General features: G+C 53.1%; 21 protein-coding genes, 1 other RNA gene and 2 pseudogenes. 18 read left to right on the top strand and 6 right to left on the bottom strand.

The genetic code is table 11. The annotated features are described in order from the left end of the window. Positions 1 to 409: 409 nt before the first annotated feature. Positions 410 to 1,091: pseudogene (locus DI44_RS0117345) on the bottom strand (DDE-type integrase/transposase/recombinase); the annotation flags it as partial. On the opposite strand from DI44_RS0117345, the gene DI44_RS19515 reads away from it, so the two are divergent. The 9 genes from DI44_RS19515 (at position 984) to eno (ending at position 10,656) form a co-directional block, all read left to right on the top strand. Continuing rightward, positions 984 to 1,229, top strand: coding sequence for a hypothetical protein (locus tag DI44_RS19515; protein ID WP_223813765.1), 246 nt, complete (start codon positions 984 to 986; stop codon positions 1,227 to 1,229). The pseudogene DI44_RS0117345 and the gene DI44_RS19515 sit on opposite strands and share 108 nt — an antisense overlap. 638 nt (positions 1,230 to 1,867) lie before the next feature. Next, on the top strand, positions 1,868 to 3,175 hold the full coding sequence (gene rpoN, locus DI44_RS01730; RefSeq protein WP_033026234.1) for an RNA polymerase factor sigma-54: 1,308 nt from the start codon (positions 1,868 to 1,870) through the stop codon (positions 3,173 to 3,175). 50 nt (positions 3,176 to 3,225) lie between these two features. After that, positions 3,226 to 3,471: a glutaredoxin family protein gene (locus DI44_RS01735; RefSeq protein WP_011232530.1), complete on the top strand. Its 246-nt coding sequence runs from the start codon at positions 3,226 to 3,228 to the stop codon at positions 3,469 to 3,471. Between the two features lie 123 nt (positions 3,472 to 3,594). Then, positions 3,595 to 4,614: a sugar-binding transcriptional regulator gene (locus DI44_RS01740; protein ID WP_011232529.1), complete on the top strand. Its 1,020-nt coding sequence runs from the start codon at positions 3,595 to 3,597 to the stop codon at positions 4,612 to 4,614. 42 nt (positions 4,615 to 4,656) lie between these two features. Beyond that, complete coding sequence (gap, locus tag DI44_RS01745; RefSeq protein ID WP_011232528.1) at positions 4,657 to 5,664, top strand: type I glyceraldehyde-3-phosphate dehydrogenase; 1,008 nt, start codon at positions 4,657 to 4,659, stop codon at positions 5,662 to 5,664. Between the two features lie 122 nt (positions 5,665 to 5,786). Continuing rightward, on the top strand, positions 5,787 to 6,971 hold the full coding sequence (locus DI44_RS01750; RefSeq protein WP_033026232.1) for a phosphoglycerate kinase: 1,185 nt from the start codon (positions 5,787 to 5,789) through the stop codon (positions 6,969 to 6,971). Positions 6,972 to 7,032: 61 nt separating this feature from the next. Then, positions 7,033 to 7,794 (top strand): triose-phosphate isomerase, encoded by a 762-nt coding sequence (gene tpiA, locus DI44_RS01755; protein ID WP_033026230.1) that lies wholly within the window; start codon positions 7,033 to 7,035, stop codon positions 7,792 to 7,794. Continuing rightward, positions 7,787 to 9,322, top strand: a complete 1,536-nt coding sequence (gene gpmI, locus DI44_RS01760) for a 2,3-bisphosphoglycerate-independent phosphoglycerate mutase (RefSeq protein ID WP_013524585.1) — start codon at positions 7,787 to 7,789, stop codon at positions 9,320 to 9,322. The genes tpiA and gpmI overlap by 8 nt, the downstream gene beginning before the upstream one ends. Positions 9,323 to 9,363: 41 nt before the next feature. Beyond that, positions 9,364 to 10,656, top strand: coding sequence for a phosphopyruvate hydratase (eno, locus tag DI44_RS01765; protein WP_011232524.1), 1,293 nt, complete (start codon positions 9,364 to 9,366; stop codon positions 10,654 to 10,656). Between the two features lie 152 nt (positions 10,657 to 10,808). Here the strand turns inward: eno and DI44_RS18865 are convergent. Continuing rightward, positions 10,809 to 10,964 (bottom strand): annotated as a pseudogene (locus DI44_RS18865) (IS4 family transposase); the annotation flags it as partial. Positions 10,965 to 11,645: 681 nt separating this feature from the next. On the opposite strand from DI44_RS18865, the gene DI44_RS01770 reads away from it, so the two are divergent. Continuing rightward, positions 11,646 to 13,142, top strand: a complete 1,497-nt coding sequence (locus DI44_RS01770; RefSeq protein ID WP_033026229.1) for a carboxylesterase/lipase family protein — start codon at positions 11,646 to 11,648, stop codon at positions 13,140 to 13,142. 100 nt (positions 13,143 to 13,242) lie between these two features. Here the strand turns inward: DI44_RS01770 and DI44_RS01775 are convergent, their stop codons facing one another. Beyond that, positions 13,243 to 13,458 carry a hypothetical protein gene (locus DI44_RS01775; RefSeq protein ID WP_013144264.1) on the bottom strand — a complete coding sequence of 72 codons (216 nt, stop codon included), beginning with the start codon at positions 13,456 to 13,458 and terminating at the stop codon, positions 13,243 to 13,245. A 615-nt stretch (positions 13,459 to 14,073) separates the two neighbouring features. Here DI44_RS01775 and secG point away from each other — a divergent pair. The 6 genes from secG (at position 14,074) to ssrA (ending at position 18,691) form a co-directional block, all read left to right on the top strand. Next, positions 14,074 to 14,310, top strand: a complete 237-nt coding sequence (gene secG, locus DI44_RS01780) for a preprotein translocase subunit SecG (RefSeq protein WP_013144265.1) — start codon at positions 14,074 to 14,076, stop codon at positions 14,308 to 14,310. Between the two features lie 74 nt (positions 14,311 to 14,384). Continuing rightward, positions 14,385 to 15,125, top strand: a complete 741-nt coding sequence (gene estA / locus DI44_RS01785; RefSeq protein WP_033004594.1) for a carboxylesterase — start codon at positions 14,385 to 14,387, stop codon at positions 15,123 to 15,125. 22 nt (positions 15,126 to 15,147) lie between these two features. Then, positions 15,148 to 17,424: a ribonuclease R gene (rnr, locus tag DI44_RS01790; protein WP_033026225.1), complete on the top strand. Its 2,277-nt coding sequence runs from the start codon at positions 15,148 to 15,150 to the stop codon at positions 17,422 to 17,424. Between the two features lie 81 nt (positions 17,425 to 17,505). Further along, the gene (smpB, locus tag DI44_RS01795) at positions 17,506 to 17,973 is read left to right on the top strand and encodes an SsrA-binding protein SmpB (RefSeq protein ID WP_013144268.1); all 468 of its coding nucleotides are present in this window, start codon (positions 17,506 to 17,508) and stop codon (positions 17,971 to 17,973) included. Between the two features lie 149 nt (positions 17,974 to 18,122). Beyond that, positions 18,123 to 18,278 carry a hypothetical protein gene (locus DI44_RS19250; protein WP_014196709.1) on the top strand — a complete coding sequence of 52 codons (156 nt, stop codon included), beginning with the start codon at positions 18,123 to 18,125 and terminating at the stop codon, positions 18,276 to 18,278. 61 nt (positions 18,279 to 18,339) lie between these two features. Next, positions 18,340 to 18,691: a transfer-messenger RNA gene (gene ssrA / locus DI44_RS18375) on the top strand. 732 nt (positions 18,692 to 19,423) lie between these two features. Here the strand turns inward: ssrA and DI44_RS01805 are convergent. The 3 genes from DI44_RS01805 to DI44_RS01815 form a co-directional block, all read right to left on the bottom strand. Beyond that, positions 19,424 to 19,873: a staygreen family protein gene (locus tag DI44_RS01805; RefSeq protein ID WP_033026222.1), complete on the bottom strand. Its 450-nt coding sequence runs from the start codon at positions 19,871 to 19,873 to the stop codon at positions 19,424 to 19,426. A gap of 167 nt (positions 19,874 to 20,040) precedes the next feature. Continuing rightward, positions 20,041 to 20,466, bottom strand: a complete 426-nt coding sequence (locus tag DI44_RS01810; protein ID WP_033026220.1) for a DUF6114 domain-containing protein — start codon at positions 20,464 to 20,466, stop codon at positions 20,041 to 20,043. 21 nt (positions 20,467 to 20,487) lie between these two features. Beyond that, positions 20,488 to 21,078 (bottom strand): DUF6230 family protein, encoded by a 591-nt coding sequence (locus DI44_RS01815; protein ID WP_015375775.1) that lies wholly within the window; start codon positions 21,076 to 21,078, stop codon positions 20,488 to 20,490. Positions 21,079 to 21,282: 204 nt separating this feature from the next. On the opposite strand from DI44_RS01815, the gene DI44_RS01820 reads away from it, so the two are divergent. Together DI44_RS01820 and DI44_RS01825 are read left to right on the top strand one after the other, a co-directional pair. After that, positions 21,283 to 22,458 carry a response regulator transcription factor gene (locus tag DI44_RS01820; RefSeq protein ID WP_033026218.1) on the top strand — a complete coding sequence of 392 codons (1,176 nt, stop codon included), beginning with the start codon at positions 21,283 to 21,285 and terminating at the stop codon, positions 22,456 to 22,458. Between the two features lie 125 nt (positions 22,459 to 22,583). Beyond that, on the top strand, positions 22,584 to 23,954 hold the full coding sequence (locus tag DI44_RS01825; protein WP_014196699.1) for a PepSY domain-containing protein: 1,371 nt from the start codon (positions 22,584 to 22,586) through the stop codon (positions 23,952 to 23,954). The last annotated feature ends 43 nt before the right edge of the window (positions 23,955 to 23,997 follow it).

Raw genomic sequence — 23,997 nt, 5'->3', positions numbered from 1 at the left:
ACTTTACGTAGATGAGCATGGTTTCTCAGCCAAACGTTGCACTTGGCTATTTTCAAACATGTCTTAGTTTCTTCGTCAAGGAGAAATCCATCTTGGTTTGGAAAGTTCAGGAATCCTTAGAAGGTCGGTGAAAAACCATGATTTTTCGCTCCATCGGTATTTTCTGTTGTAAGAGAAGAACGGATTTTCAAAGGTTTCTCAACTTGAGAAAAGTGCGTTTCGGGCTGATTTTTCATGAAGTCGCCGGTCTTTTAGGTGCTGTTCTCTTTCCTCTTCAAATGAGCGGACATTGTCCTGTTTAGGATAAAGCGATGGGCGGAGGTGGTTTGGTCGCTTATAATATTATTTGAATAATCAGGATATTAAAGGGTAGCGTCAAAAAATCTATGAAAAGTCATCACGAGCTGCCTTTTGCTAATAAATAAATCGGGTTTCCATCGACGACAAGAGAGAGCGCCTCTGGAATCGAAGGCAACTTCTTTAGGACGTCATCCATGGCACGAATCGCAGACAGCGTATCTCGATTGGGCGAAACGCGATAAGACCATACGATTTTTTTACGGCATCCAACATAAAGAACAAGTAATGCCAACGTCCTTTGACGCGAATATACGTCTCGTCTCCACAAAAGGAGCCAGACAGTTCGTAAGGAAAATGATCGATGAAAGGCTTGACGATCAGCGTGACACGGTTGGCATAGTTAATGATGGTCTGATGGGAAATCGACACCCCATGCACGTCCTTCATGACGCCCGCTGTTTTTCGAGAAGACATCCCGTAGTTGACGTGATACGTCAAAATCAGCCCAAGGATGTGAGAAGACACCGATAACGGGACAAATCCACCTTTGGCTTTTTCGGAGAGGACGGTACCAATGGACGAAAGTCAAACAGAAATTCTCGGTAAAGGTACCGAACTTTAAAGGCATGGGGTTTCTGTTTAAATCGTTTCCGTTCGTGGGTGTTCATGCGCCGAAGGCTCGTTTGGTAAAACGAACAATCATCGTTTTTGCACTTGTAGATGTGGTAATCTTTACGCTCTTTGATCTTCTCCAGTGTCTTGAAGCAGTGCGGACAACGCATGATGGCTTGAAGTGGCTGAAAGATGAAGTCATCGCCAATGTCTTGCATAAAGATCAAAACGATATTGACCAGTCAATCACTCGTTTTGAACAATACGTCTTACAGCACCCAGATGAGGTATTACGCCGCATCGGGTGTGCTGCGTGAACCAGAGGTTAAAATTTTAATTTGGATGTATATATACCTTTGATTATAAAGAGCCGTTGTTAAAAATTATTTCTAAGCAAGTTCAGTTGGAAGAAGTATAGCGCTACTCGTCATGGATTTTAACAAAGAGATGAGGAAGATTAACAACGAAAAGGGGATGACTCAAAAGCTCCTTTTTGATGAAATTTCACTGAAGTATGTGAAAGAGGCCACCTCTGAAACCCTTGGTTTTACTGGTGATCTCTTTTGCCATGTTGCCCCAGAAAGGAGCATTACCGCTCTTTTGGGTCGGCACCTTTTTGCATGAATTGACGCACTCGAGATAATTTTGCACAAATTTTACACGATATAAAATAACAAGTCACTCAAGCCTTGAAATATCAATACTTGAGATATATGGTTATAATCCTGCCGAGGAAAAACAGCCGCCTAGGCGGCTGTTTTTCTTTTAGATCAGCAGCGGACGCGCCGCTTTCCTCGAGAGGGTTCCCAAATCAAGGGCTCGGGCGGGGCATTGGGTTTTTTCGTCTGAACAGGCGCCGGTTCGGGCGGTCGCCAAGGCCGCTTTCCGCCGTCAAAAATTTCTCCTACCCCCTCCCGCTCCCGTTGTGTACAATAAAAGAAAGGGAGGCGTGACGATGAGGGCGGAGTTATGGCAAGAGCAGCGGCTGCAGTTGTCGCTGACAAAGGAACTGGTGCAGGCGATTGAACTGTTGCAATATTCCGCAGTGGATTTGGAAGCGTTTTTATATGAACAGTCGCTGGAAAACCCGTTTTTGGAAATTCGCCGCACCCGGGTGCGGCAACGGCCAAGCCGGACAGAAAGAGACCAAAAGCAATGGCTCGAGAACATTGGCGCCCGCGCAGAGACACTTGTTGGCCATTTGCTTTCTCAGCTGCCTGCGTTGAAGCTGGCCGATCGGGAAGAGCGCATCGTCCGTTATCTCATTGCCTCGCTCGATGAGGATGGCTATTTGCGCGTGCCGCTTGCCGAGCTGGCGGCGCGGTTTTCCGCATCGGAACAAGAGATGGAACGGGGGCTGCGCCTTGTGCAGTCGCTCGACCCGCCGGGAGTCGGCGCCCGCGATTTGGCGGAATGCCTCTTGCTGCAGCTTGAACGTCTTCCTGAGCGCGACGAGCTGGCGGAAACGATCGTCCGTTATCATTTTGTTCCTTTTGCGGAAAAGTCGTGGAAAACGCTGGCCAAGCAGCTTGGCGTCAGCCTTGGCGAACTGCAGCGCGTCTTCGAGCTCATTCGCACACTCGAGCCGCGGCCGGGCATTCACTATTCGAGCGAAACGCCGCCTTTGGTCGTGCCGGATGTCATCGTCACCCGCGGGGCGGATGGAGACTGGATGGCCGCCTATAATGATGACATCCATCCGGAGCTCGGATGGAATCGGGATTACGAGCGGCGCATCGCCGCATCCGGCGACCGGCATGCCGAACAGTTTATCAAAGAAAAATATCGGCAGTTTACATGGCTCGCGAAAAGTTTGGAGCAACGGAAACAGACGCTGCTCCATTTGACGGCCGTCATCATCGACCGCCAGCGCTCGTGTTTGGAGTTTGGGCTTTCGGCGCTCAAGCCGATGACGATGCGCGAGGTGGCCGAGGAGCTCGGCGTTCATGAATCGACGGTGAGCCGCGCGGTCCGGCATAAATATGTGCAAACGCCGTTTGGCACCGTGGAGCTGCGCCGCTTCTTTTCGAACGCCGCGACGGCCGCAGGAGATGAAGCGGCATCGTCCGCCCGCGTGAAAGCGATCATGGAGGCCCTTATTTCCGAGGAAGATCGGCGGGCGCCGCTGTCTGACCAACAGCTTGCTGATTTGCTTCGCGATCGATACGGCATCGCCATTTCGCGCCGCACGGTCGCCAAATACCGCGAGCAGCTGCGCATCCCGTCTTCGGCAAAGCGGAGGCAATATATCGGCCTGCCGTAACGGGCGGCCAATCGAAACGGCAACTGCTGTAGAAAGAGAGGAAGAAATGAATGCATATCCGATTGTATACGAAAACCAATTGCCCGCTCTGCGACAAAGCGAAAGCCGTTTTGACGGAACTGCTGGCGGACTATTCGTTTACGCTGGAAGAAATTGATATTTACAAAGATGATGAACTGCTGGAAAAATATCAGCTGATGATCCCGGTTGTGGAATTGGATGGCGAAGAAATCGGCTACGGAGCGATTGAAAAAGAAGCGGTGAGAAAACGGTTGCGGCGGGCGCAAAACAGTTGAACGGCTATCGTCCTCCTGCTATAATGAAAATGGCGCGGGAGGAATTTTTTATGGCACTGCGGGACATAATATGTCATACCGGGACATAAAATGTCCCTATATTCAATCGAGGAGAAAGGATCCATGCAGCCGTTATTGGAGGCACAAAAAAAATTATTGCCTGACTTGCTTGACGTTATGCAAAAACGATATCAAATTTTGCACTCTATTTCGCTTATGGCGCCGATCGGGCGGCGGGCGCTGGCGGCGAGCCTCGGCATGAGCGAGCGGGTTCTCCGGTCGGAAACAGAATTTTTGAAAGGACAAAACTTGCTTTCCGCCGATGTGTCGGGCATGCGGTTGACGGAGGAAGGCCAGGCGCTCCTTCATACGCTCAATGATTTGATGCGGGAAGCGCTCGGACTCAAAGAGCTGGAAGCCGCGCTGCAGGAACAGCTCGGCATTCCGCGGGTGATTGTCGTTGCCGGGGATAGCGACCGTTCCCCTTGGGTAAAAAAAGAAATGGGTAGAGCGTGTGTCGCCTGCATGAAGGAGCTGCTTGAGCCCGGGGACATCGTCGCCGTGGCCGGCGGAACGACGATGGCGGCGGTCGCGGAGATGATGACGCCGGATTCGAAGCTTCGCGATGTGTTGTTCGTGCCGGCGCGCGGCGGCCTTGGCGAAGATGTCGAGAATCAGGCGAACACGATTTGTGCGAAAATGGCGGAAAAAGCGATGGGCCGCTATCGGTTGCTGCACGTGCCTGACCAGCTGAGCGATGAAGCGTACGCGTCGCTTGTCGAAGAGCCGGCGGTGAAAGAAGTGCTTGAGCTCATCCAATCATGCCGCATGGTCGTCCATGGCATCGGTGAAGCGGTGACGATGGCCAAGCGGCGGAAGACGCCGCCTGTAGAGATGGAGAACATCATCGCCCGCCATGCGGTCGCCGAGGCGTTCGGCTACTATTTCAACGAGTACGGCGACGTCGTCCATAAAGTGAAAACAGTCGGCATTCAACTTGAACACCTCCCGCATGTCGAGCATGTCATCGCCGTCGCCGGAGGGGCGTCGAAGGCGAAAGCCATTCGCGCGTACATGAAACGGGCGCCGCACTCGCTATTGGTGACGGACGAAGGAGCCGCAAAAGCGTTCGTAGGGGAGTAATCTCCCTTGCTGATACAATCCAATCGCAAGGAGGAAAATAAGATGGCAGTCAAAGTGGGAATCAACGGATTTGGCCGCATCGGACGCAACGTCTTCCGCGCGGCATTGAAAAACCCGGACATTGAAGTGGTGGCGGTGAACGATTTAACCGATGCGAATACGCTTGCTCATTTGTTGAAGTACGACTCCGTCCATGGCCGTCTGGATGCCGAAGTGTCGGTGAACGGCAACAACTTGGTCGTCAACGGCAAAGAAATCATCGTCAAGGCGGAACGCGATCCGGCGAACTTGGCGTGGGGCGAGATCGGCGTTGACATCGTCGTTGAGTCGACCGGCCGCTTCACGAAACGCGAAGACGCCGCCAAACATTTGGAAGCGGGTGCGAAAAAAGTGATCATTTCCGCACCGGCGAAAGACGAGGATATTACGATCGTCATGGGCGTCAACCAAGACAAATACGATCCGAAAGCCCATCATGTCATCTCGAACGCTTCGTGCACGACGAACTGCTTGGCGCCGTTTGCCAAAGTGCTGCATGAAAAATTCGGCATCGTCCGCGGCATGATGACGACCGTTCACTCGTACACAAACGACCAACAAATTTTGGACTTGCCGCATAAAGATTTGCGCCGGGCTCGCGCGGCCGCGGAATCGATCATTCCGACGACGACCGGGGCGGCGAAAGCTGTTGCGCTTGTCTTGCCGGAACTGAAAGGCAAATTGAACGGCATGGCAATGCGTGTGCCGACGCCGAACGTATCCGTTGTTGACTTGGTGGCGGAATTGGAAAAAGAAGTGACGGTCGAAGAAGTGAATGCCGCGTTGAAAGCAGCAGCGGAAGGCGAGCTGAAAGGCATTTTGGCCTACAGCGAAGAACCGCTCGTGTCGCGCGACTACAACGGCAGCACCGCTTCGTCGACGATCGACGCGTTGTCGACAATGGTCATTGAAGGCAAAATGGTGAAAGTCGTTTCGTGGTATGACAACGAAACGGGCTATTCGCACCGCGTCGTCGACTTGGCCGCCTACATCGCCTCGAAAGGGCTGTAAAACCAGCTTGGCGTTGAGTTTTCCATCCGTTCAAGTCTATAATAGGGAAATGGAGGGGAGCGGGGAAATGATCCCCACTCCTTTTCCTTTGTCCAAACTGCAGCCAAAAGGGGGCACGAACGATGAACAAGAAGACGATCCGCGACGTTGAGGTGAGGGGAAAGCGCGTCTTTTGCCGCGTCGATTTCAACGTTCCGATGGAGCAAGGCGCCATCACCGATGACACGCGCATTCGCGCCGCACTCCCGACGATCCGCTATTTGATCGAGCACGGGGCGAAAGTCATTTTGGCGAGCCACCTCGGCCGCCCGAAAGGAAAAGTGGTCGAAGAATTGCGTTTGGATGCCGTTGCGAAGCGGCTCGGCGAGCTGCTTGAACGGCCGGTCGCCAAAACGAATGAAGCGGTCGGCGATGAGGTGAAAGCGGCGGTCGACCGTTTGAACGAAGGCGACGTGCTCTTGCTTGAGAACGTCCGTTTTTACCCTGGCGAAGAGAAAAACGATCCAGAGCTGGCCAAAGCGTTTGCGGAGCTCGCGGATCTGTATGTCAACGATGCGTTCGGCGCCGCCCACCGCGCTCATGCGTCGACGGAAGGCATCGCCCATTACTTGCCTGCGGTGGCCGGGTTTTTGATGGAAAAAGAACTCGAAGTGCTCGGCAAAGCGCTCTCGAATCCGGACCGCCCGTTTACGGCGATCATCGGCGGCGCGAAAGTGAAAGACAAAATCGGCGTCATCGACAATTTGCTTGAAAAAGTTGACAACTTGATCATCGGCGGCGGACTGGCGTATACGTTCGTCAAAGCGCTCGGCCATGACGTCGGCAAGTCGCTGCTTGAGGAGGACAAAATCGAACTCGCCAAATCGTTTATGGAAAAGGCGAAAGAAAAAGGCGTCCGTTTTTATATGCCGGTGGACGTGGTCGTGGCCGACCGGTTTGCGAACGACGCCAACACGAAAGTCGTCGCCATCGACGCCATTCCGAGCGATTGGGAGGCGCTTGACATCGGCCCGAAAACGCGCGAATTGTACCGCGATGTCATTCGTCAATCGAAGCTCGTTGTCTGGAACGGCCCGATGGGCGTCTTTGAAATGGAAGCGTTCGCCCACGGGACAAAAGCGATCGCCGAAGCACTGGCGGAAGCGCTCGACACCTATTCGGTCATCGGCGGCGGGGATTCGGCGGCGGCGGTTGAGAAATTCGGCTTGGCCGACAAAATGGATCATATCTCCACCGGCGGCGGCGCTTCGCTCGAGTTTATGGAAGGAAAACAGCTGCCGGGTGTCGTCGCGCTCGAAGACAAATGACCCACGGCGCCGGATTTGGCGCATGGCGGCTGACGCCGCCCATTGAAAGGAAGGGTGAACGATGAGAAAACGCATCATTGCAGGCAACTGGAAAATGCATAAAACATTGGCGGAAGCTGTTCAATTTGTCGAGGACGTAAAAGGGCACGTGCCGCCGGCCGACGAAGTCGATTCCGTCGTTTGCGCGCCGTTTCTCTTTTTGGATCGGTTGGTGCAAGCGGCAGACGGCACGGATTTAAAAATCGGGGCGCAAACGATGCACTTTGCCGATCAAGGGGCGTACACAGGCGAAGTGAGCCCGGTCATGCTGAAAGACCTCGGCGTCACGTACGTCATCCTCGGCCATTCGGAGCGCCGGCAAATGTTCGCCGAAACAGATGAGACCGTGAACAAAAAAGTGTTGGCCGCCTTCACCCGCGGGCTTATACCGATTATTTGCTGCGGCGAATCGCTTGAGGAGCGGGAAGCGGGGCAGACGAACGCCGTTGTCGCCTCGCAAGTGGAAAAAGCGCTCGCCGGCTTGACGCCGGAACAAGTGAAGCAAGCGGTCATCGCTTACGAGCCGATTTGGGCGATCGGGACGGGCAAATCATCAACACCGGAAGACGCCAACAGCGTCTGCGGCCATATCCGTTCGGTTGTTTCGCGCCTGTTTGGCCCGGAGGCGGCGGAAGCGATCCGCATTCAATACGGCGGCAGCGTCAAACCAGACAACATCCGCGACTTCTTGGCGCAAGAACAGATCGACGGCGCCTTAGTCGGCGGGGCGAGCCTCGAGCCGGCTTCATTCTTGCAATTGGTGGAGGCGGGGCGCCATGAGTAAAAAACCGGTTGCGCTCATCATTTTAGACGGATTTGCGCTGCGCGACGAAACGTACGGCAATGCGGTCGCTCAGGCGAACAAACCGAACTTTGACCGCTATTGGAACGAATACCCGCACACAACGCTCAAGGCGTGCGGCGAGGCGGTCGGGCTTCCGGAAGGGCAGATGGGCAACTCGGAAGTCGGCCATCTCAACATCGGCGCCGGGCGCATTGTGTACCAAAGCTTAACGCGAGTCAACATTGCCATTCGCGAAGGCGAGTTTGACCGAAATGAAACGTTTTTGGCGGCGATGAACCATGTGAAACAACATGGGACAAGCTTGCATTTGTTCGGCTTGCTTTCCGACGGCGGGGTGCACAGCCATATTCACCATTTGTACGCCCTCTTGCGCTTGGCGGCGAAAGAAGGCGTAAAACGCGTGTACATCCACGGCTTTTTGGACGGCCGCGACGTCGGCCCACAAACAGCGCCGCAATACATCAAAGAACTGCAGGAAAAAATCAAGGAATATGGCGTCGGCGAAATCGCGACGTTATCGGGCCGCTACTACTCGATGGACCGCGACAAGCGGTGGGACCGCGTCGAAAAGGCGTATCGGGCGATGGTGTACGGGGAAGGGCCGACGTACCGCGATCCGCTCGAATGCATCGAGGACTCGTACAAACACGGCATTTACGACGAATTCGTCCTGCCGTCGGTCATCGTCCGCGAAGACGGCCGGCCGGTGGCGACGATTCAAGACAATGACGCGATTATCTTCTATAATTTCCGCCCTGACCGGGCGATCCAAATTTCAAACACGTTTACGAACGAAGATTTCCGCGAGTTTGACCGCGGCCCGAAACATCCGAAGCATTTGTTCTTTGTCTGCTTGACCCATTTCAGCGAAACGGTGAAAGGGTACGTGGCGTTCAAGCCGACGAACCTTGACAACACGCTTGGGGAAGTGCTGTCGCAGCACGGACTGCGCCAACTGCGCATCGCCGAGACCGAAAAATATCCGCACGTGACGTTTTTTATGAGCGGCGGCCGCGAAGAGAAATTTCCAGGCGAAGACCGGATTTTGATCAACTCGCCGAAAGTGCCGACGTATGACTTGAAGCCGGAAATGAGCGCCTATGAAGTGACCGATGCGCTGCTCAAGGAAATTGAAGCCGATAAGTACGATGCGATCATTTTGAACTACGCCAACCCGGATATGGTCGGCCATTCGGGCAAGCTCGAACCGACGATCAAGGCGGTGGAGGCAGTGGACGAATGCCTCGGCAAAGTCGTCGATGCCATTTTGGCCAAAGGCGGCATCGCCATCATCACCGCCGACCACGGCAACGCCGATGAAGTATTGACGCCGGACGGCAAGCCGCAAACGGCTCATACGACGAATCCGGTGCCGGTCATCGTGACGAAAAAAGGCATCAAGCTTAGAGACGGCGGCATCTTAGGCGATTTGGCGCCGACGATGCTCGATTTGCTCGGCTTGCCGCAGCCGAAAGAAATGACGGGGAAATCGTTGATTGTCAAATAATGATGATCTTGAGAAAACGATACGAAAAGGAGTGTGTTCCCATGTCTGCCATTATCGATGTCTACGCTCGCGAAGTGCTCGATTCGCGCGGCAACCCGACGGTGGAAGTGGAAGTGTACACAGAAGACGGCGGCTTCGGCCGCGCCTTGGTGCCGAGCGGCGCCTCGACCGGGGAATATGAAGCGGTCGAACTGCGCGACGGCGATAAAAACCGCTACCTCGGCAAAGGGGTGTTAAAAGCGGTCGAAAACGTCAACGAAATCATCGCGCCGGAAATCATCGGCCTGGAGGTCGCCGACCAAGTGGCGATCGACCGGAAGCTGATTGAATTAGACGGCACGGAAAACAAAAGCAAGCTTGGCGCCAACGCCATTTTGGGCGTCTCGCTCGCCGTGGCCCGCGCGGCAGCGGACGAGCTTGGCCTGCCGCTGTACCAATACTTAGGCGGCTTTAACGCCAAAACGCTGCCGGTGCCGATGATGAACATTTTAAACGGCGGCGCGCATGCGGACAACAACGTCGACATTCAAGAATTTATGATCATGCCGGTCGGCGCGGAAAGCTTCCGCGAAGCGCTGCGCATGGGGGCGGAAATTTTCCACAGCTTAAAAGCGGTGCTGAAAGCGAAAGGCTACAACACCGCCGTCGGCGATGAAGGAGGCTTCGCCCCGAACTTGAAATCGAACGAAGAAGCGCTGCAAACGATCATCGAAGCGATCGAAAAAGCCGGCTACAAACCGGGCGAACAAGTGATGCTCGCCATGGACGTTGCCTCGTCCGAGCTGTACAACAAAGAAGACGGCAAATATCATCTTGAAGGCGAAGGCGTTGTGAAAACGTCGGAAGAAATGGTCGCTTGGTATGAAGAGCTTGTATCGAAATATCCGATCATCTCGATCGAAGACGGGCTCGATGAAAACGACTGGGAAGGCCATAAACTGCTGACCGAGCGGCTCGGCAAAAAAGTCCAGCTTGTCGGCGACGACTTGTTTGTCACAAACACGAAAAAACTGGCCGAAGGCATTGAAAAAGGCGTCGGCAACTCGATTTTGATCAAAGTGAACCAAATCGGCACGCTCACCGAAACGTTTGACGCCATCGAAATGGCGAAACGCGCCGGCTACACCGCCGTCGTCTCGCACCGTTCCGGCGAAACGGAAGACAGCACGATCGCGGACATCGCCGTCGCCACCAACGCCGGCCAAATCAAAACGGGCGCGCCGTCGCGCACCGACCGCGTCGCGAAATACAACCAGCTGCTCCGCATTGAAGATGAACTCGGCCACACGGCCATTTACCAAGGCATCCGCTCGTTTTACAATTTGAAAAAATAACGGGAACAGGCGTCCCCAACGGAGGGGGCGCCTGTCGTTTTGACGGAGGCGAAAAGAGAATCGAATGGCTGGCGGTGATCAAGACGTCTTGACGCATTTAGGAAAGCTACGCCTCTTCATCAGATGGGATCGTAAATAGTCGTTTTATGATGACGCGCTTGATACATCTCGGCAATCTTTTCCGCCGATGCCTTCAAGAGGTTCGTGACCACACGGATGTCATGCTCGTTCGCATCCTGAAAGATCACGACGCGATGGCGCTTTTTGGAACGACATTGTTTTGTTCCGAATTGACAAGTAAAATCCGATCCTCATCAGAAACAATTTTTTGCATCAAATTTGGGAGTGTGGTATGCTTGTGCACAGAGAGCGCCTCCTAGGTTTGTTTGCGTCGTTACTTACATTCTACAGGAAAGGTGCTCTTTTTTCTATGCTTTTTATGGATATTATTGGTTAATCAACACGCCTGTAAAATTATGATTTTCATTTATTGCATCTGTTTGTTTTTAATGGTTGGGTGTGAGAAATGGAAAGAAACTGTCTCCCGAAACGATACAAAACTGAAGGTGAACCCGGCCTTTGTTGCACTTGCTGATGGAGATCGCAAATTAATTTTTCTTGACTGTAGATGAGCAATTTTCATTACAATATTTTCCGTTAACAAAGAGACCAACCTACAGTTTATTAGTGAATTTGCTCAACTATATAGATGCAATTTGAAGCTTTACCATTTGCAGCTTTTCCCGAGTATTTGATCGACTGTCGGGCGACCGAACAACGCCGCTTAAGGTGATCGCGCCTAGAATCATCTTTTTCATGGCGCTGACTGTTTCGGCCGCGTCTATCTTTACTTTTGTGCATGGGCGGGGCACCTCTCTTTTGGACGCGGTATGAGAACCTCGCGTGCGGTCGCAAAACGATGGACGCAGACTGGCTGTTGGTTTATAATATTTTTGAATCGTCCAAATATTCAGAGGAGTGGGAAGAGGATGGAACGAACCGTTGTTGAAACACGGTATGGGCGGCTGCGCGGTGTGGTGAATGGAAGCGTTTTCGTTTGGAAAGGAATTCCGTATGCGAAAGCGCCGGTCGGTGAACGCCGTTTTTTGCCGCCGGAGCCGCCTGAGGCATGGGATGGGGTGCGGGAGGCGACTGCCTTCGGTCCTGTCGTGATGCAGCCGTCGGATCCGATTTTCAGCGGATTGCTCGGGCGGATGAGCGAGCCGCCGAGCGAAGACGGGCTGTACCTGAACGTTTGGTCGCCGGCGGCGGATGGGAAGAAGCGGCCGGTGCTCGTCTGGATTCACGGCGGCGCCTTTTTGTTCGGCTCGGGTTCTTCGCCGTGGTATGACGGGACGGCGTTGGCGAAACACGGCGATGTCGTCGTCGTAACGATCAACTACCGAATGAACGTGTTTGGCTTTTTGCATCTCGGTGATTCGTTCGGCGAAGCGTACGCGCAAGCCGGGAATCTCGGCATTTTGGACCAAGTGGCGGCGCTGCGCTGGGTGAAGGAGAACATTGCGGCGTTTGGCGGTGATCCGGACAATGTGACGATTTTCGGTGAATCGGCGGGAGCGGCGAGCGTCGGCGTGCTGTTGTCGCTTCCGGAGGCCAGCGGGCTGTTTCGGCGCGCCATTTTGCAAAGCGGTTCGGGAGCGCTTCTCCTCCGTTCGCCCAAGACCGCCATGGCGATGACCGAGCGCATTCTCGAGCGCGCCGGCATCCGCCCGGGTGACCGCGGCCGGCTCTTGTCGATTCCCGCCGAGGAGCTGCTGCGGGCGGCGCTGTCGCTCGGTCCGGGAATCATGTACGGTCCGGTGGTGGATGGCCGCGTATTGCGGCGCCATCCGATCGAGGCGCTCCACGACGGGGCGGCCAGCGGCATTCCGATTCTCATCGGCGTGACGAAAGACGAGTACAACCTGTTTACCTTGACGGATCCATCGTGGACAAAGCTTGGCGAAAAAGAACTGCTTGACCGGATCAACCGTGAAGTCGGGCCCGTGCCGGAGGCGGCGATTCGCTATTATGCAGAGACGGCGGAGCCGTCGGCGCCCGACTGGCAAACGTGGCTGCGCATCATGACGTACCGTGTTTTTGTCGAGGGGATGCTGCGGACAGCGGACGCCCAAGCGGCCCACGGAGCGGATGTGTACATGTACCGGTTTGATTATGAGACGCCGGTGTTCGGCGGACAGCTGAAAGCATGCCACGCGCTCGAGCTGCCGTTTGTGTTTCACAATCTCCATCAGCCGGGCGTCGCGAATTTCGTCGGCAACCGGCCGGAGCGCGAGGCGATCGCTGACCAAATGCATTACGCCTGGCTGGCGTTTGCCCGCACCGGCAACCCGAACGGCGATCACTTGCCGGAAGCGTGGCCGGCGTATACGAGCGAGCGCAAGGCGGCCTTTGTCTTTTCAGCCGCCAGCCATGTCGAAGATGATCCGTTTGGCCGCGAGCGAGCGGCATGGCAAGGACGCTAGAAGATTTGATTCGTGAGGGAGCACCGCCATCTGTGAAAAAATGGAGCTTCGGCCTCTCTCCGCTAAACCAACAAAGGAACGGCCAACCGCCGTTCCTTTGTTATTCGTTTGCCCCCTGAGAAGGAAGCCCGAACTGTTCCGCCAGCGCTGGGTCGCGGTCGATGGCCTCGATGAGCTTGCGCATGACGTTGACGTCAAACGTAAAGTTCGCCCCAATCGGCGAGGTGACGAAAATTTTCCCTTTCTTCGCCTCCCGCGCCCGTTTGAATTGATAGCCGTCAATCGCGATGACGACTCGTTCGTCCGGTCTTGCCATTGAAGTCCCTCCAGTCGTTGCCGATTTGCTTTCTATTGTAACGTATTTCGGCGGCGGACGACAATGATCATACCGCACCCGATTCATGGAGCGTCAAGCGGATGGAGGATGAAACGCTCCCCCATCTATGCCAAAGGGGAGGAGCAGGGAATTTTTTGGCCCCATCCCTTCGATTTAGCCCTCTATATAAGTTGAAACTTTGTTTTACATCCAGTAGAACGCCCGCTGCATTCTATCAAAATGACTTGTTATGAAGGAAAACAGAATCGAACAATCGGAAAATCTTTATTGCAACTTATATAGAAAAGACAGGAAATGTAGTCTTTCCTTCAACATCGTTCCATTCTTTCGCTGCCTCCAGGCCGATCAGATCAGGTCAGATACGTTGCGATTTTTGCCAGGCATTCGTCAATGATTTCATCGATTTCCTCCATTTGAGCATCTTCTGGCTTGTATTTTTTTAAAATTTTTAGATGACGGGCTTTCCAATCTAATGTTTCACAAAAAAGAGAATCTGTTCCTTTCGTCGTGTTGAGACAGGCCCGCCAGTTGCCGCCAACGGCGATCTATGGTATAGTGAAATTATTGCAACGTCGGTCGTTGGAGGTGTCAGGCATGCATGCCTTGCTTGTGACGCTGCTTGTCATTGTGTCGATCGCGCTGATCGCAGTTGTCTTGCTGCAGTCGGGCCGCAGCGCCGGGCTGTCGGGGGCGATCACCGGCGGCGCCGAGCAATTGTTCGGGAAGCAGAAAGCCCGTGGGCTCGATGCGGTGTTTCAGCGCGTCACGGTCGTGTTGGCCGTCTTGTTTTTCGTATTGACGATCTTGGTTACGTACGTACAGCCATCATAAGTCAAACATGGGGCGGTCCATAGAATGAAGGGCTGCCCTTTCTATTTCACACCAGAGAGGAAGGAGAACCTATGATGAAAATTGTTCCGCCGAAGCCGTTTTTCTTTGAAGCCGGGGAGCGGGCGGTGCTGCTTTTGCATGGGTTTACCGGCAATTCCGCCGACGTTCGGATGCTTGGGCGATTCTTGGAATCGAAAGGGTATACGTGCCACGCTCCGATTTACAAAGGGCATGGCGTGCCGCCGGAAGAGCTCGTCCACACCGGACCGGATGATTGGTGGCAAGACGTCATGAACGGCTATCAGTTTTTGAAAAACAAAGGCTACGAAAAAATTGCCGTGGCTGGATTGTCGCTTGGAGGCGTATTTTCTCTCAAATTAGGCTACACTGTACCTATAGAAGGCATTGTGACGATGTGCGCGCCGATGTACATCAAAAGCGAAGAAACGATGTACGAAGGTGTGCTCGAGTATGCGCGCGAGTATAAAAAGCGGGAAGGGAAATCAGAGGAACAAATCGAACAGGAAATGGAACGGTTCAAACAAACGCCGATGAAGACGTTGAAAGCCTTGCAAGAACTCATTGCCGATGTGCGCGCCCACCTTGATTTGGTTTATGCGCCGACGTTCGTCGTCCAAGCGCGCCATGATGAGATGATCAATCCAGACAGCGCGAACATCATTTATAACGAAATTGAATCGCCGGTCAAACAAATCAAATGGTATGAGCAATCAGGCCATGTGATTACGCTTGATCAAGAAAAAGATCAGCTGCATGAAGATATTTATGCATTTCTTGAATCGTTAGATTGGTAATGGAGAAAGGAGGGGATGGCCAATGGATCATGTGTTGGCCGAACGAATTTTAACGTTTATGCGCGATGAGGCGTACAAACCGCTGACCGTTGAGGAACTGGAGGAAGCGTTTGGGATTGCGGATGCTGAGGAGTTTAAAACGTTTGTCAAAACGCTTGTCGCCATGGAAGAGGAAGGTCTTGTCGTCCGGACGCGCAGCAACCGCTACGGCGTGCCCGAGCGGATGAATCTCGTGCGCGGCAAGGTGATTGGCCACCCGAAAGGATTCGCGTTTGTCACACCGGAGGAGCCGGGACTGGATGATATTTTTATCCCGCCGTCCGAACTGAAAAACGCCATGCATGGCGACACGGTGCTTGTGCGCGTCCAAGCCGATTCATCCGGGGCGCGCCGCGAAGGAACGATCGTCCGCATTTTGGAGCGCGGGGTGAAAGAAGTCGTCGGCACGTACACGGAAAGCAAATATTTCGGCTTTGTCATCCCCGATGACAAACGGATCGTCAACGACATTTTCATTCCGAAAAACGCGGCGAACGGCGCGGTCGAAGGGCATAAAGTCGTCGCCCGGCTCACCTCGTACCCGGAAGGACGAATGAGCGCTGAAGGGGAAGTCGTCCAAATTCTCGGCCATAAAAACGACCCGGGCGTCGACATTTTGGCGATCATCTATAAATACGGCCTTCCGCTTCAATTTCCAGAAGACGTGATCGAGCACGCCAACCGGGTGCCGGATGTCATTACGGAGAAAGACTTGGAAGGGCGCCGCGATTTGCGCGGCGAGATGATCGTCACGATCGACGGGGAAGATGCGAAGGATTTGGACGATGCCGTCACCGTGACAAAGCTTGAAAACGGCAACTATAAGCTCGGCGTTCATATCGCCGATGTCAGCTACTATGTTGAGGAAGGCTCGCCTATTGACCGCGAGGCGTATGAACGCGGCACGAGCGTTTATTTGGTTGACCGCGTCATCCCGATGATCCCGCATCGGCTGTCGAACGGCATTTGCTCGCTCAACCCGAAAGTCGATCGGCTGACGCTCTCGTGCGAAATGGAAATCACCCCGCAAGGAGAAGTCGTCCGCCATGAAATTTTCCCAAGCGTCATCCGCACGGCGGAACGGATGACGTATTCCGATGTCAATAAAATTCTCGTTGACAAAGACGAAGCCTTGCGGGAAAAATATGCGCCGCTTGTGCCGATGTTTGAGCTGATGGCTGAGCTTGCCGACATTTTGCGGGCAAAGCGGATAAAGCGCGGGGCGATTGATTTCGATTTTAAGGAGGCGAAGGTGCTTGTCGATGAAAACGGCAAGCCGTACGATGTCGTCTTGCGCGAGCGGTCGGTCGCTGAGCGGTTGATTGAAGAGTTTATGCTGGCGGCGAACGAAACGGTGGCTGAGCATTTCCATTGGTTGAACGTGCCATTTATTTACCGTGTTCACGAGGATCCGAAGCCGGAAAAACTGCAGCGCTTTTTAGAGTTCATCACGAACTTCGGCTATGTCGTGAAAGGAACGGGCAACCAAATCCATCCGCGCGCCCTCCAGCAAATTCTCGAAGCGGTGCGCGGCGAGCCGGAAGAAATGGTGATCTCGACCGTCATGCTTCGGTCGATGAAACAGGCGCGCTATGACGCCGAGAGCCTCGGCCATTACGGCCTGTCGACCGAGTTTTACACCCATTTTACGTCACCGATCCGCCGCTACCCGGATTTGATCGTCCATCGGTTGATCTGGACGTATCTCATTAACGGCCAGATGGATCTTGACACCCAGCAAAAATGGGCGGAAAAGCTGCCTGAAATTGCGGAACACGCTTCCGATATGGAGCGGCGCGCCGTTGAGGCGGAGCGGGAGACGGACGATCTGAAGAAAACCGAGTTTATGGAAGACAAAATCGGGATGGAGTTTGACGGCATTATCAGCTCGGTGACGAACTTCGGCTTGTTCGTTGAGCTGCCGAACACGATCGAAGGCTTGGTGCACGTCAGCTACTTAACGGACGACTATTACCGCTACGACGAACGCCACTACGCGTTGATCGGCGAACGGACCGGGAAAATGTACCGCATCGGCGATGAAATCACCGTCCGCGTCATCAACGTGAACAAAGACGAACGGATCGTCGATTTTGAAGTCGTCGGCATGAAGGGACGCCGTCCGCCGAAAGCGAAAGCCGCTCCGGTCGTCATTGAAGGGAAAAAGCAAAAGAAAGGAAAAGCGAAGGCGGAGCCGAAAGCGCAAAGCGGCTCAAACCGCAGCGCGAAGGCGAAAAAGAAGAAAAAGAAAAAACGGTGAGGAAAAGCCGAACGGGCGGCTTTTCCTTCTTTTTCGTTTTTGGTAAAATAAGAAACGCTACAATGAGGAGGGGGAAAACGGATGCCGAAAGGCGAAGGAAAAGTGATCGCCCAAAACAAAAAAGCGCACCACGACTATTTCATCGAAGAAACGTATGAAGCCGGCCTTGTGCTGCAAGGGACGGAAATCAAATCGATCCGCAACGGCCGGGTGAACTTGAAAGATTCGTTCGCCAAAGTGGAAAAAGGGGAAGTGTTTCTTCATAACATGCATATCAGCCCGTATGAACAAGGCAACCGCTACAACCATGATCCGCTGCGGACGAGAAAGCTCCTTTTGCACCGCCGCGAAATCAACAAGCTGATCGGCTATACGAAAGAGCAAGGGTATACGCTCGTGCCGCTGAAATTGTATATTAAAAATGGCTTTGCCAAAGTGGAGCTTGGAGTGGCCAAAGGGAAGAAAAAATACGACAAACGGGAAGACATGAAGCGGAAAGAAGCGCAGCGCGAAATCGAGCGGGCGTTCCGCGAGCGGCAAAAACTATAGAGGGTTGGTGATTCAAAGAAAAAACGGGAGATCCCAATTCTTTTTCTATTTAGAGAAACTTTGTCAGATCGACATGCCTTTCTCGTCCAGCGCCGCCGATCTGGGCGCAAAACCCGTTTTTCACCAGCCTTATAGGGAGTCGGTGGTGTATGGGAAAAACAGTTCTCAATCGAATCTTCTCCAGTGGAGAAGCATTGAAACATCGGCTCTTCTTTCCTGGCGAACTCCATCGCTTTGGCAAAAATGACCGTTTTTCACCGGGGTTGAAAACATTCCCATTGAAAATGCGCATCGCCATGGTATAATAAATAATGCAACAGCCAGTTATCCATCGCTTACGCTATTCCGATCTTTCTTCGCCACCGCGGGGACGATCCGGATTCGACAGGGGTAGGTCGAGCTTAAGCGGCGAGCCGAGGGGGACGTCCTCGTAAAAACGTCACCTAAAGATAACTGGCAAACAAAACTACGCTTTAGCTGCCTAATTGCTGCAGCTAGCTCCTCCCGCCATCGCCCGCGTGGCGTTCGAGGGGCTCATATGAAGCGGGCTACGCCCAAATCCGCCGCCTGAGGATGAGGGAAGAGACGAACCAGGCTAGCCGCCGGGAGGCCTGTCGGTAGGCGGAACGGACGGCGAAGCGAAATATACCGACTACGCTCGTAGATGCTTAAGTGGCGATGCCTCTGGACGTGGGTTCGACTCCCACCGTCTCCATTTCCAACATGTTGCTGTTTCGGATTAAAAATGGTGAACCTCTTGATACGACCGTGTTTGCGGTCGTTTTTCATTTTTGGGGAATCCTAAAGAAATCGATAGAATCCGAAAAAATTTTGCACGGATTTTGCACCGCGTTTTTACCTTGCATTGTATACCGAGTTCGACAGTGACTAAGTAAACAAAATGCCTCTCATCCCTTGATGCCAAAGGGACAAGAGGCATTTGGGCATCCTTCCAGCGTGTATCTAGGCGCGAGGATGGATGCCTAGAATCTTCGGAGGCGGCCTCAGCTCTAGCGCCGCCAAGAGTTGCACTTGTCTATTCTAACCAAGGAATCGAGTCCATGTCGCCTTTTTTTGTTTGGATGTAAATTTATGTTAGTGAATTTGCTCATCTACAGATGATTAAAGGATTCGTTGTTTTTGAAGATGTAACATATTTTGAAACAGATTGCGTTAAAGACTTTGATGCTGATGAAATATTGGAAGTAGTGCTTATTTCCGCCACTCAATCGCTTGAAAAAGTTAAAATAGTAACCGACGGGGTGAACATCATCATGATTGAGGCGGGGAATGTAGAGTGGCACTCACTTTGAGCGCAATGCTTAAGGGTAATTCTTACAATGCGCGCATACCGTTGGCCCGATATTTTTATACAGTTTTGAGAAACAGAAAGAGATTTGTCGGCTGCCCAAAAACGCGGCGATGCATAGCCCCATCACCGAAGTGGTTGTCAGCGGTACAAATACGGGGTGCCGTAGTATTCCGTCCGGTTGAGCTCCGGGTATTCCAAAGTGAAATGAATGAAAATCGGGCACCAATCACAAAACGGGTACGTGTGAAAAAAAGCGCGGTCGCCATAGCGAATGGCTTCGAGCGCCAACGGCAATTCTTTCTTGAATACGTTCGCCCGGCGCGCATTTTCTTGCCGGCCCATTTGCCGGTTGCCAATGAATACATAGAGAAACAATACTAGCTGTTGCCCGGCTTGTTTCCATTCACCGAGCACTTCATCGCGTTGAGAAGTGAGCTGATCAGTGACAAATGCGCGGGAGACGGTGAGGAATAAGGCGCCAGTCGTGTCCGAGTGGGTTAAGGTGTACAGACGGCCGTTCACTGGTGACAGCTGGGTGATTCCAGCGGTCTGGGTGACGTGCAGTCGCTCGGGAGAAAGGTGTTTCATGGCGGTCCCTCCTTCTTTCATCTTGTTCTGCAGCGATGATGGGCCCATAATATGAATATGCGCCTCGTTTGTTCATGATGAATGGATTCGTGATCGGGAAAAAGAGATAAAAAAGAAGGCCGAACGAGCGAATCTTTCGCTTCGTTCGGCCGAGCGATCGGCGCCTGTTAGTCGGTTGCGGCGGATGGCTCTTTGTCTGCCGCTGCTTCACGATGAGCGGCAGGAGTGTCGGCTTCGGCCCATTGCGGGCGCCAGGCGATGCAAAGCGCCCCGCCGATGATGCCGAGAATCGTGCCGACTAAGAAGCCGCCCAAGGCGCCCATGATCGACAGAATGGCACTGAACATACCGATGATGCCGAGCAAGGTGGATAGCCGCGGCATGGCGTAGGAAAGAATCCCCATCAACATGACCATGCCGCCAAGGAAAAAGCCGACGAACACCATGCTTCCGGGAACGAGAGAAATTTCGTATAGCTGCATCGGAACCCATAAAATCACAAGGCTTGATAACAAGAGAAACGTTGCCCCCCAAAACGGGCGGCGTTTCCGCCAGCGACCGAACGCCTGCCAGCTAGAACGAATGATGCCCAATGTTTCTCATCCTTACTGAAATTAGTTGAGTTTTTCAAAGTACACTTTCATGCCCGGCAGCGACACTTTTTGCTGGAATAAGTAGACGGTTTTGATATCGCCGTTTTCGATCGTAATGCTGTCGGCTCCTTGTGTGAATTCTTTGGCCGCTTTCTCGACTGGGTTGCTCGTATCGCCGACATAGCTTTCTTTCATCGTCAAGCTGCCGAAGGAGATGTTGCCGTTGATTTGCGTCGCTTTTTGCACGAGGCCGTCAATGGAGACAGGCTCGCTCGCGACAATGACGACGCGAATGCCCAAGGCCGGGAAGTCTTTCGAAATCCGAAGACCTTGAATCGTCGCTTTATCCATTTCATTGACGAAGACCGGCGTCTGCGGCGCATTGCCTGCTTCCGCCACGCCGCCGTACATTTTAAACCCGCTGCCGTTTAGCTTGTCAAACTGAACAGTGAATTCGCCGACCCCGCTGATTGGTACGGCATAGGCGACGCCTGTCAGCCCGAAGGCGGACAACATAAGAGTGAGGGCAAAAAATCCTCCGAGCAAGGCGAGAAGCAACGGTTTTTTCGCCGTGTGCCCTCCTACAATCAGTGATTGGCTGGCCATATTCATGAACATTCTCCTCCCCTTCACATAAATTGAAAGCGCTTTAAATATAGATTTAATTAAATATTAAAATAATTCAAATAAAATAAAATCCCTACATTTGTAGGGTTTTTTCCCGTCTTCGTCGCAGAGGGGAGAAGGAATCAACGCACGCGTTGCGAAAATACAATAGTGAGGGAACACGGTCGACCAAAAAAGGGGGGCGTTGCCTTGTCAACAGAATTGCACAATCATTTGTTTCGACTGCTGAGAGAGGCTTCGGATATTTTGCGGCAGTATGAAAGGGAAGTGAACCGGGAATGGAAGCGGATCGGCGAAGCGCTTGGCAAGCGGAATGCGCGGGTTCAAGAGGTGTTTTCCACGCTGTGCGCATTCGTTCAGGCAAGATTGCTCCCGTACGGGGGCGAACACCCAGCGAATAGGCATCTCGAACGCATTGCGGCGTTTCATCCGGAGATGGTCATATTTTCCCTAAATTTAATGGAAAATACGGTTCATCAAGTGTTGAAGGCGCATGCGTCAGCGGCTGCTACGCTGCACCCAGCCGTGCGGTATTTGTTTTTCAAATGGAATGAATGGTTGTTGTATGAAATGAATGAGCAATCATTCAAAATCGGCCGCGATTCCTCGTGGAAAAAAGAATCCTTGTGGAAAGACGCCGTCATTTTGTTCAACGAATGGATTTTGCGGGCGCAGACGTTTGAGGAATCGGCGGCGCATATTTGTTTTGGTTTTTCCTATTTTCTTCCTTTCAGCCGCTGCGCTCTGTTTCAATTTGTCAATCAGGAGAGCACAGCCATCGGTCTGCACGGGCATGGCGTGGACAATGGGCAAATTCAGCGCTTGCGCGTGGAATTGGACAGCATTCCGATGTTGAAAGAAAGTGTGGGGAAATTGAAAGCGGAAGTGCATGAATTTCGACATTTTCGTCCGATTTATGTGCCGAGGGCGAGCGAACAGTTTCCGCGCCTGTATGTGGATTTGTTCGGTTTGGCCTCACTGGTGATCGTTCCGGTGTATGTGCCGACGGAAGGGCGGATGATTGGAGGCGTCGTTCTCGACCGCGGACCGGGCCGCTTCTTTGCCGTTGACCGCCGCCTGTTTCCCGCGCTGATGAAATTTGGCCAAAGCGCGGGGGAGTTGCTGTTGAAATGGATCAAGGCGCCAAAAAAAGAATGGGAAGGGATGGCGGAATCCTTGTCGCCAAGAGAAATCGAGATTTTGAAGCTGCTCGCCGACGGAGCCTCGACATTGGAAGCAGCCTGTCAGCTTTATTTGAGCGAATTTACGGTGCGCGACTACATTTCCAGCGCCTTAAGGAAACTCAACGCGAAAAATCGGACGGAAGCGGTGGCAAAAGCGCTGCGTCTTGGGTTGATCGGATGATGAGGCGGACCGGTCTGTCCGGCCGTTTCATTTCACACCATTTTCGCCGATTGCTCACCGTTTGGACACAGTTTTGTTCTATACTGCCTACTGAAAAACATGAAAACATGGCAGGGGGGAAAACTGTGGAACAAACGGTGAAGGCGGCGGACAAACAGCGGCCGATGTATGCGGCGGTCTGGAGGTGGCATTTCTATGCCGGGATCATCTTTGCGCCGTTTCTGATCATTTTGGCGTTGAGCGGGGCCGTCTATTTGTTTAAGCCGCAGATCGAATCGGCTCTGTACGGCCATTTGTACGAGGTGGACAAGGTAGGGGAAAAAAGGCTGTCTCTCGTTGAGCTGACGGAACGGGTCAAGGAGAAATATCCGCATGATTCCGTTGTCTCTGTGACGCTTGAGAAAGAAGCGAATCGGACCGTGAAAATCGGGATGATGGACAAAGGAGAAATGGTGTTTGCTTTTGTCAATCCGTATACCGGGGAGATTCAAGGGGCATTGCGCGCGGATGAGAATTGGACGGAAATCGCGAAAAAAATCCACAGCGAGCTATTGATTGGCGGAACGGCAGCCAACCGTTTTGTAGAGCTGGCGGCTTGTTGGGGCTTTATTTTGTTGGCCACGGGCCTCTATCTTTGGTGGCCGCGGCAATCATTCTCTGTTCTCGGGACGTTTTGGCCGCGCTGGCGGGCGAAAAAACGGTTGGCTTGGCGCGATTGGCATGCAGTGACAGGCATATGGTTGAGCATCGGCATTTTGCTGCTCATTGTGACAGGGATGCCGTGGACAGGGGTCATGGGGGAGGTCATCAACCGCGTGGCGACGGCGACAAACACCGGGTATCCGCCGTTTGCGTTCAGCTTCGGACCGAAGCCGGAATCGAAAGTGGTCACCAAAGACGTGGCGCAAGACGTGCCATGGGCGGCCGAGCAACTGCCGGTGCCTTCTGTTCATACACACAACACGACTTCGTTGTCGCTCGATGACGTGTATGCGATCGCGGAGGCGAAAAAGGTGAAAAAGCCGTTCACCATTTCGCTGCCGCAAGGGCCGAAAGGGGTGTTTACCGTTGCGACATCGAAGACGAAGCCGTGGGATAACGCCACCTTGCATATTGACCAATATTCGGGACGGGTGCTGAGCGATGTCCGCTTTTCCGACTACGGCGCATTGGCCAAAGCGATTACGATTGGCATCGCGTTCCATGAAGGGCGGTTGTTTGGGCTGGCCAATCAGCTCGTCAATCTCGTTTTTTGCCTCGGGCTTGTGTTTTTGTGCGTCAGCGGCTTTGTCATGTGGCGCAAGCGCAAGCCGAAAGACGGTTTCGGCGCTCCGGCGCGGGTGAAAGACCCTCAAGCGGCGAAAACGGTGTGGGGCGGCATGATCGCTGCAGGAATTGTGATGCCGTTATTTGCTTTGTCGCTCGCCGCAATTTGGCTGTTTGATCGTTTTGTTGTGCAAAAGATTCCGAGCATTCGTCGCTTTCTAGCGGCGTAAACATCTTTGGAAGCGGCTTGAATGTCCTTGAGCATCAGGCCGC

It is taken from the genome of Geobacillus sp. CAMR5420 (genome assembly GCF_000691465.1).
Classification (GTDB): Bacteria; Bacillota; Bacilli; order Bacillales; family Anoxybacillaceae; genus Geobacillus; species Geobacillus thermoleovorans.
The sequence above is the reverse complement of the archived record's forward strand: the minus strand, read 5'-3'. Positions and strand labels throughout refer to the sequence as shown.

Coding starts and splice junctions, on each gene's coding strand:
- DI44_RS01770 (WP_033026229.1), top strand. CDS start 11,646: ATGGAACGAACCGTTGTTGAAACACGGTATGGGCGGCTGCGCGGTGTG.
- gpmI (WP_013524585.1), top strand. CDS start 7,787: ATGAGTAAAAAACCGGTTGCGCTCATCATTTTAGACGGATTTGCGCTG.
- gap (WP_011232528.1), top strand. CDS start 4,657: ATGGCAGTCAAAGTGGGAATCAACGGATTTGGCCGCATCGGACGCAAC.
- rpoN (WP_033026234.1), top strand. CDS start 1,868: ATGAGGGCGGAGTTATGGCAAGAGCAGCGGCTGCAGTTGTCGCTGACA.
- smpB (WP_013144268.1), top strand. CDS start 17,506: ATGCCGAAAGGCGAAGGAAAAGTGATCGCCCAAAACAAAAAAGCGCAC.
- DI44_RS01735 (WP_011232530.1), top strand. CDS start 3,226: ATGCATATCCGATTGTATACGAAAACCAATTGCCCGCTCTGCGACAAA.
- DI44_RS01815 (WP_015375775.1), bottom strand. CDS start 21,078: ATGAATATGGCCAGCCAATCACTGATTGTAGGAGGGCACACGGCGAAA.
- DI44_RS01775 (WP_013144264.1), bottom strand. CDS start 13,458: ATGGCAAGACCGGACGAACGAGTCGTCATCGCGATTGACGGCTATCAA.
- DI44_RS01805 (WP_033026222.1), bottom strand. CDS start 19,873: ATGAAACACCTTTCTCCCGAGCGACTGCACGTCACCCAGACCGCTGGA.
- estA (WP_033004594.1), top strand. CDS start 14,385: ATGAAAATTGTTCCGCCGAAGCCGTTTTTCTTTGAAGCCGGGGAGCGG.
- DI44_RS01750 (WP_033026232.1), top strand. CDS start 5,787: ATGAACAAGAAGACGATCCGCGACGTTGAGGTGAGGGGAAAGCGCGTC.
- DI44_RS01740 (WP_011232529.1), top strand. CDS start 3,595: ATGCAGCCGTTATTGGAGGCACAAAAAAAATTATTGCCTGACTTGCTT.
- tpiA (WP_033026230.1), top strand. CDS start 7,033: ATGAGAAAACGCATCATTGCAGGCAACTGGAAAATGCATAAAACATTG.
- secG (WP_013144265.1), top strand. CDS start 14,074: ATGCATGCCTTGCTTGTGACGCTGCTTGTCATTGTGTCGATCGCGCTG.
- DI44_RS19250 (WP_014196709.1), top strand. CDS start 18,123: ATGGGAAAAACAGTTCTCAATCGAATCTTCTCCAGTGGAGAAGCATTG.
- eno (WP_011232524.1), top strand. CDS start 9,364: ATGTCTGCCATTATCGATGTCTACGCTCGCGAAGTGCTCGATTCGCGC.
- rnr (WP_033026225.1), top strand. CDS start 15,148: ATGGATCATGTGTTGGCCGAACGAATTTTAACGTTTATGCGCGATGAG.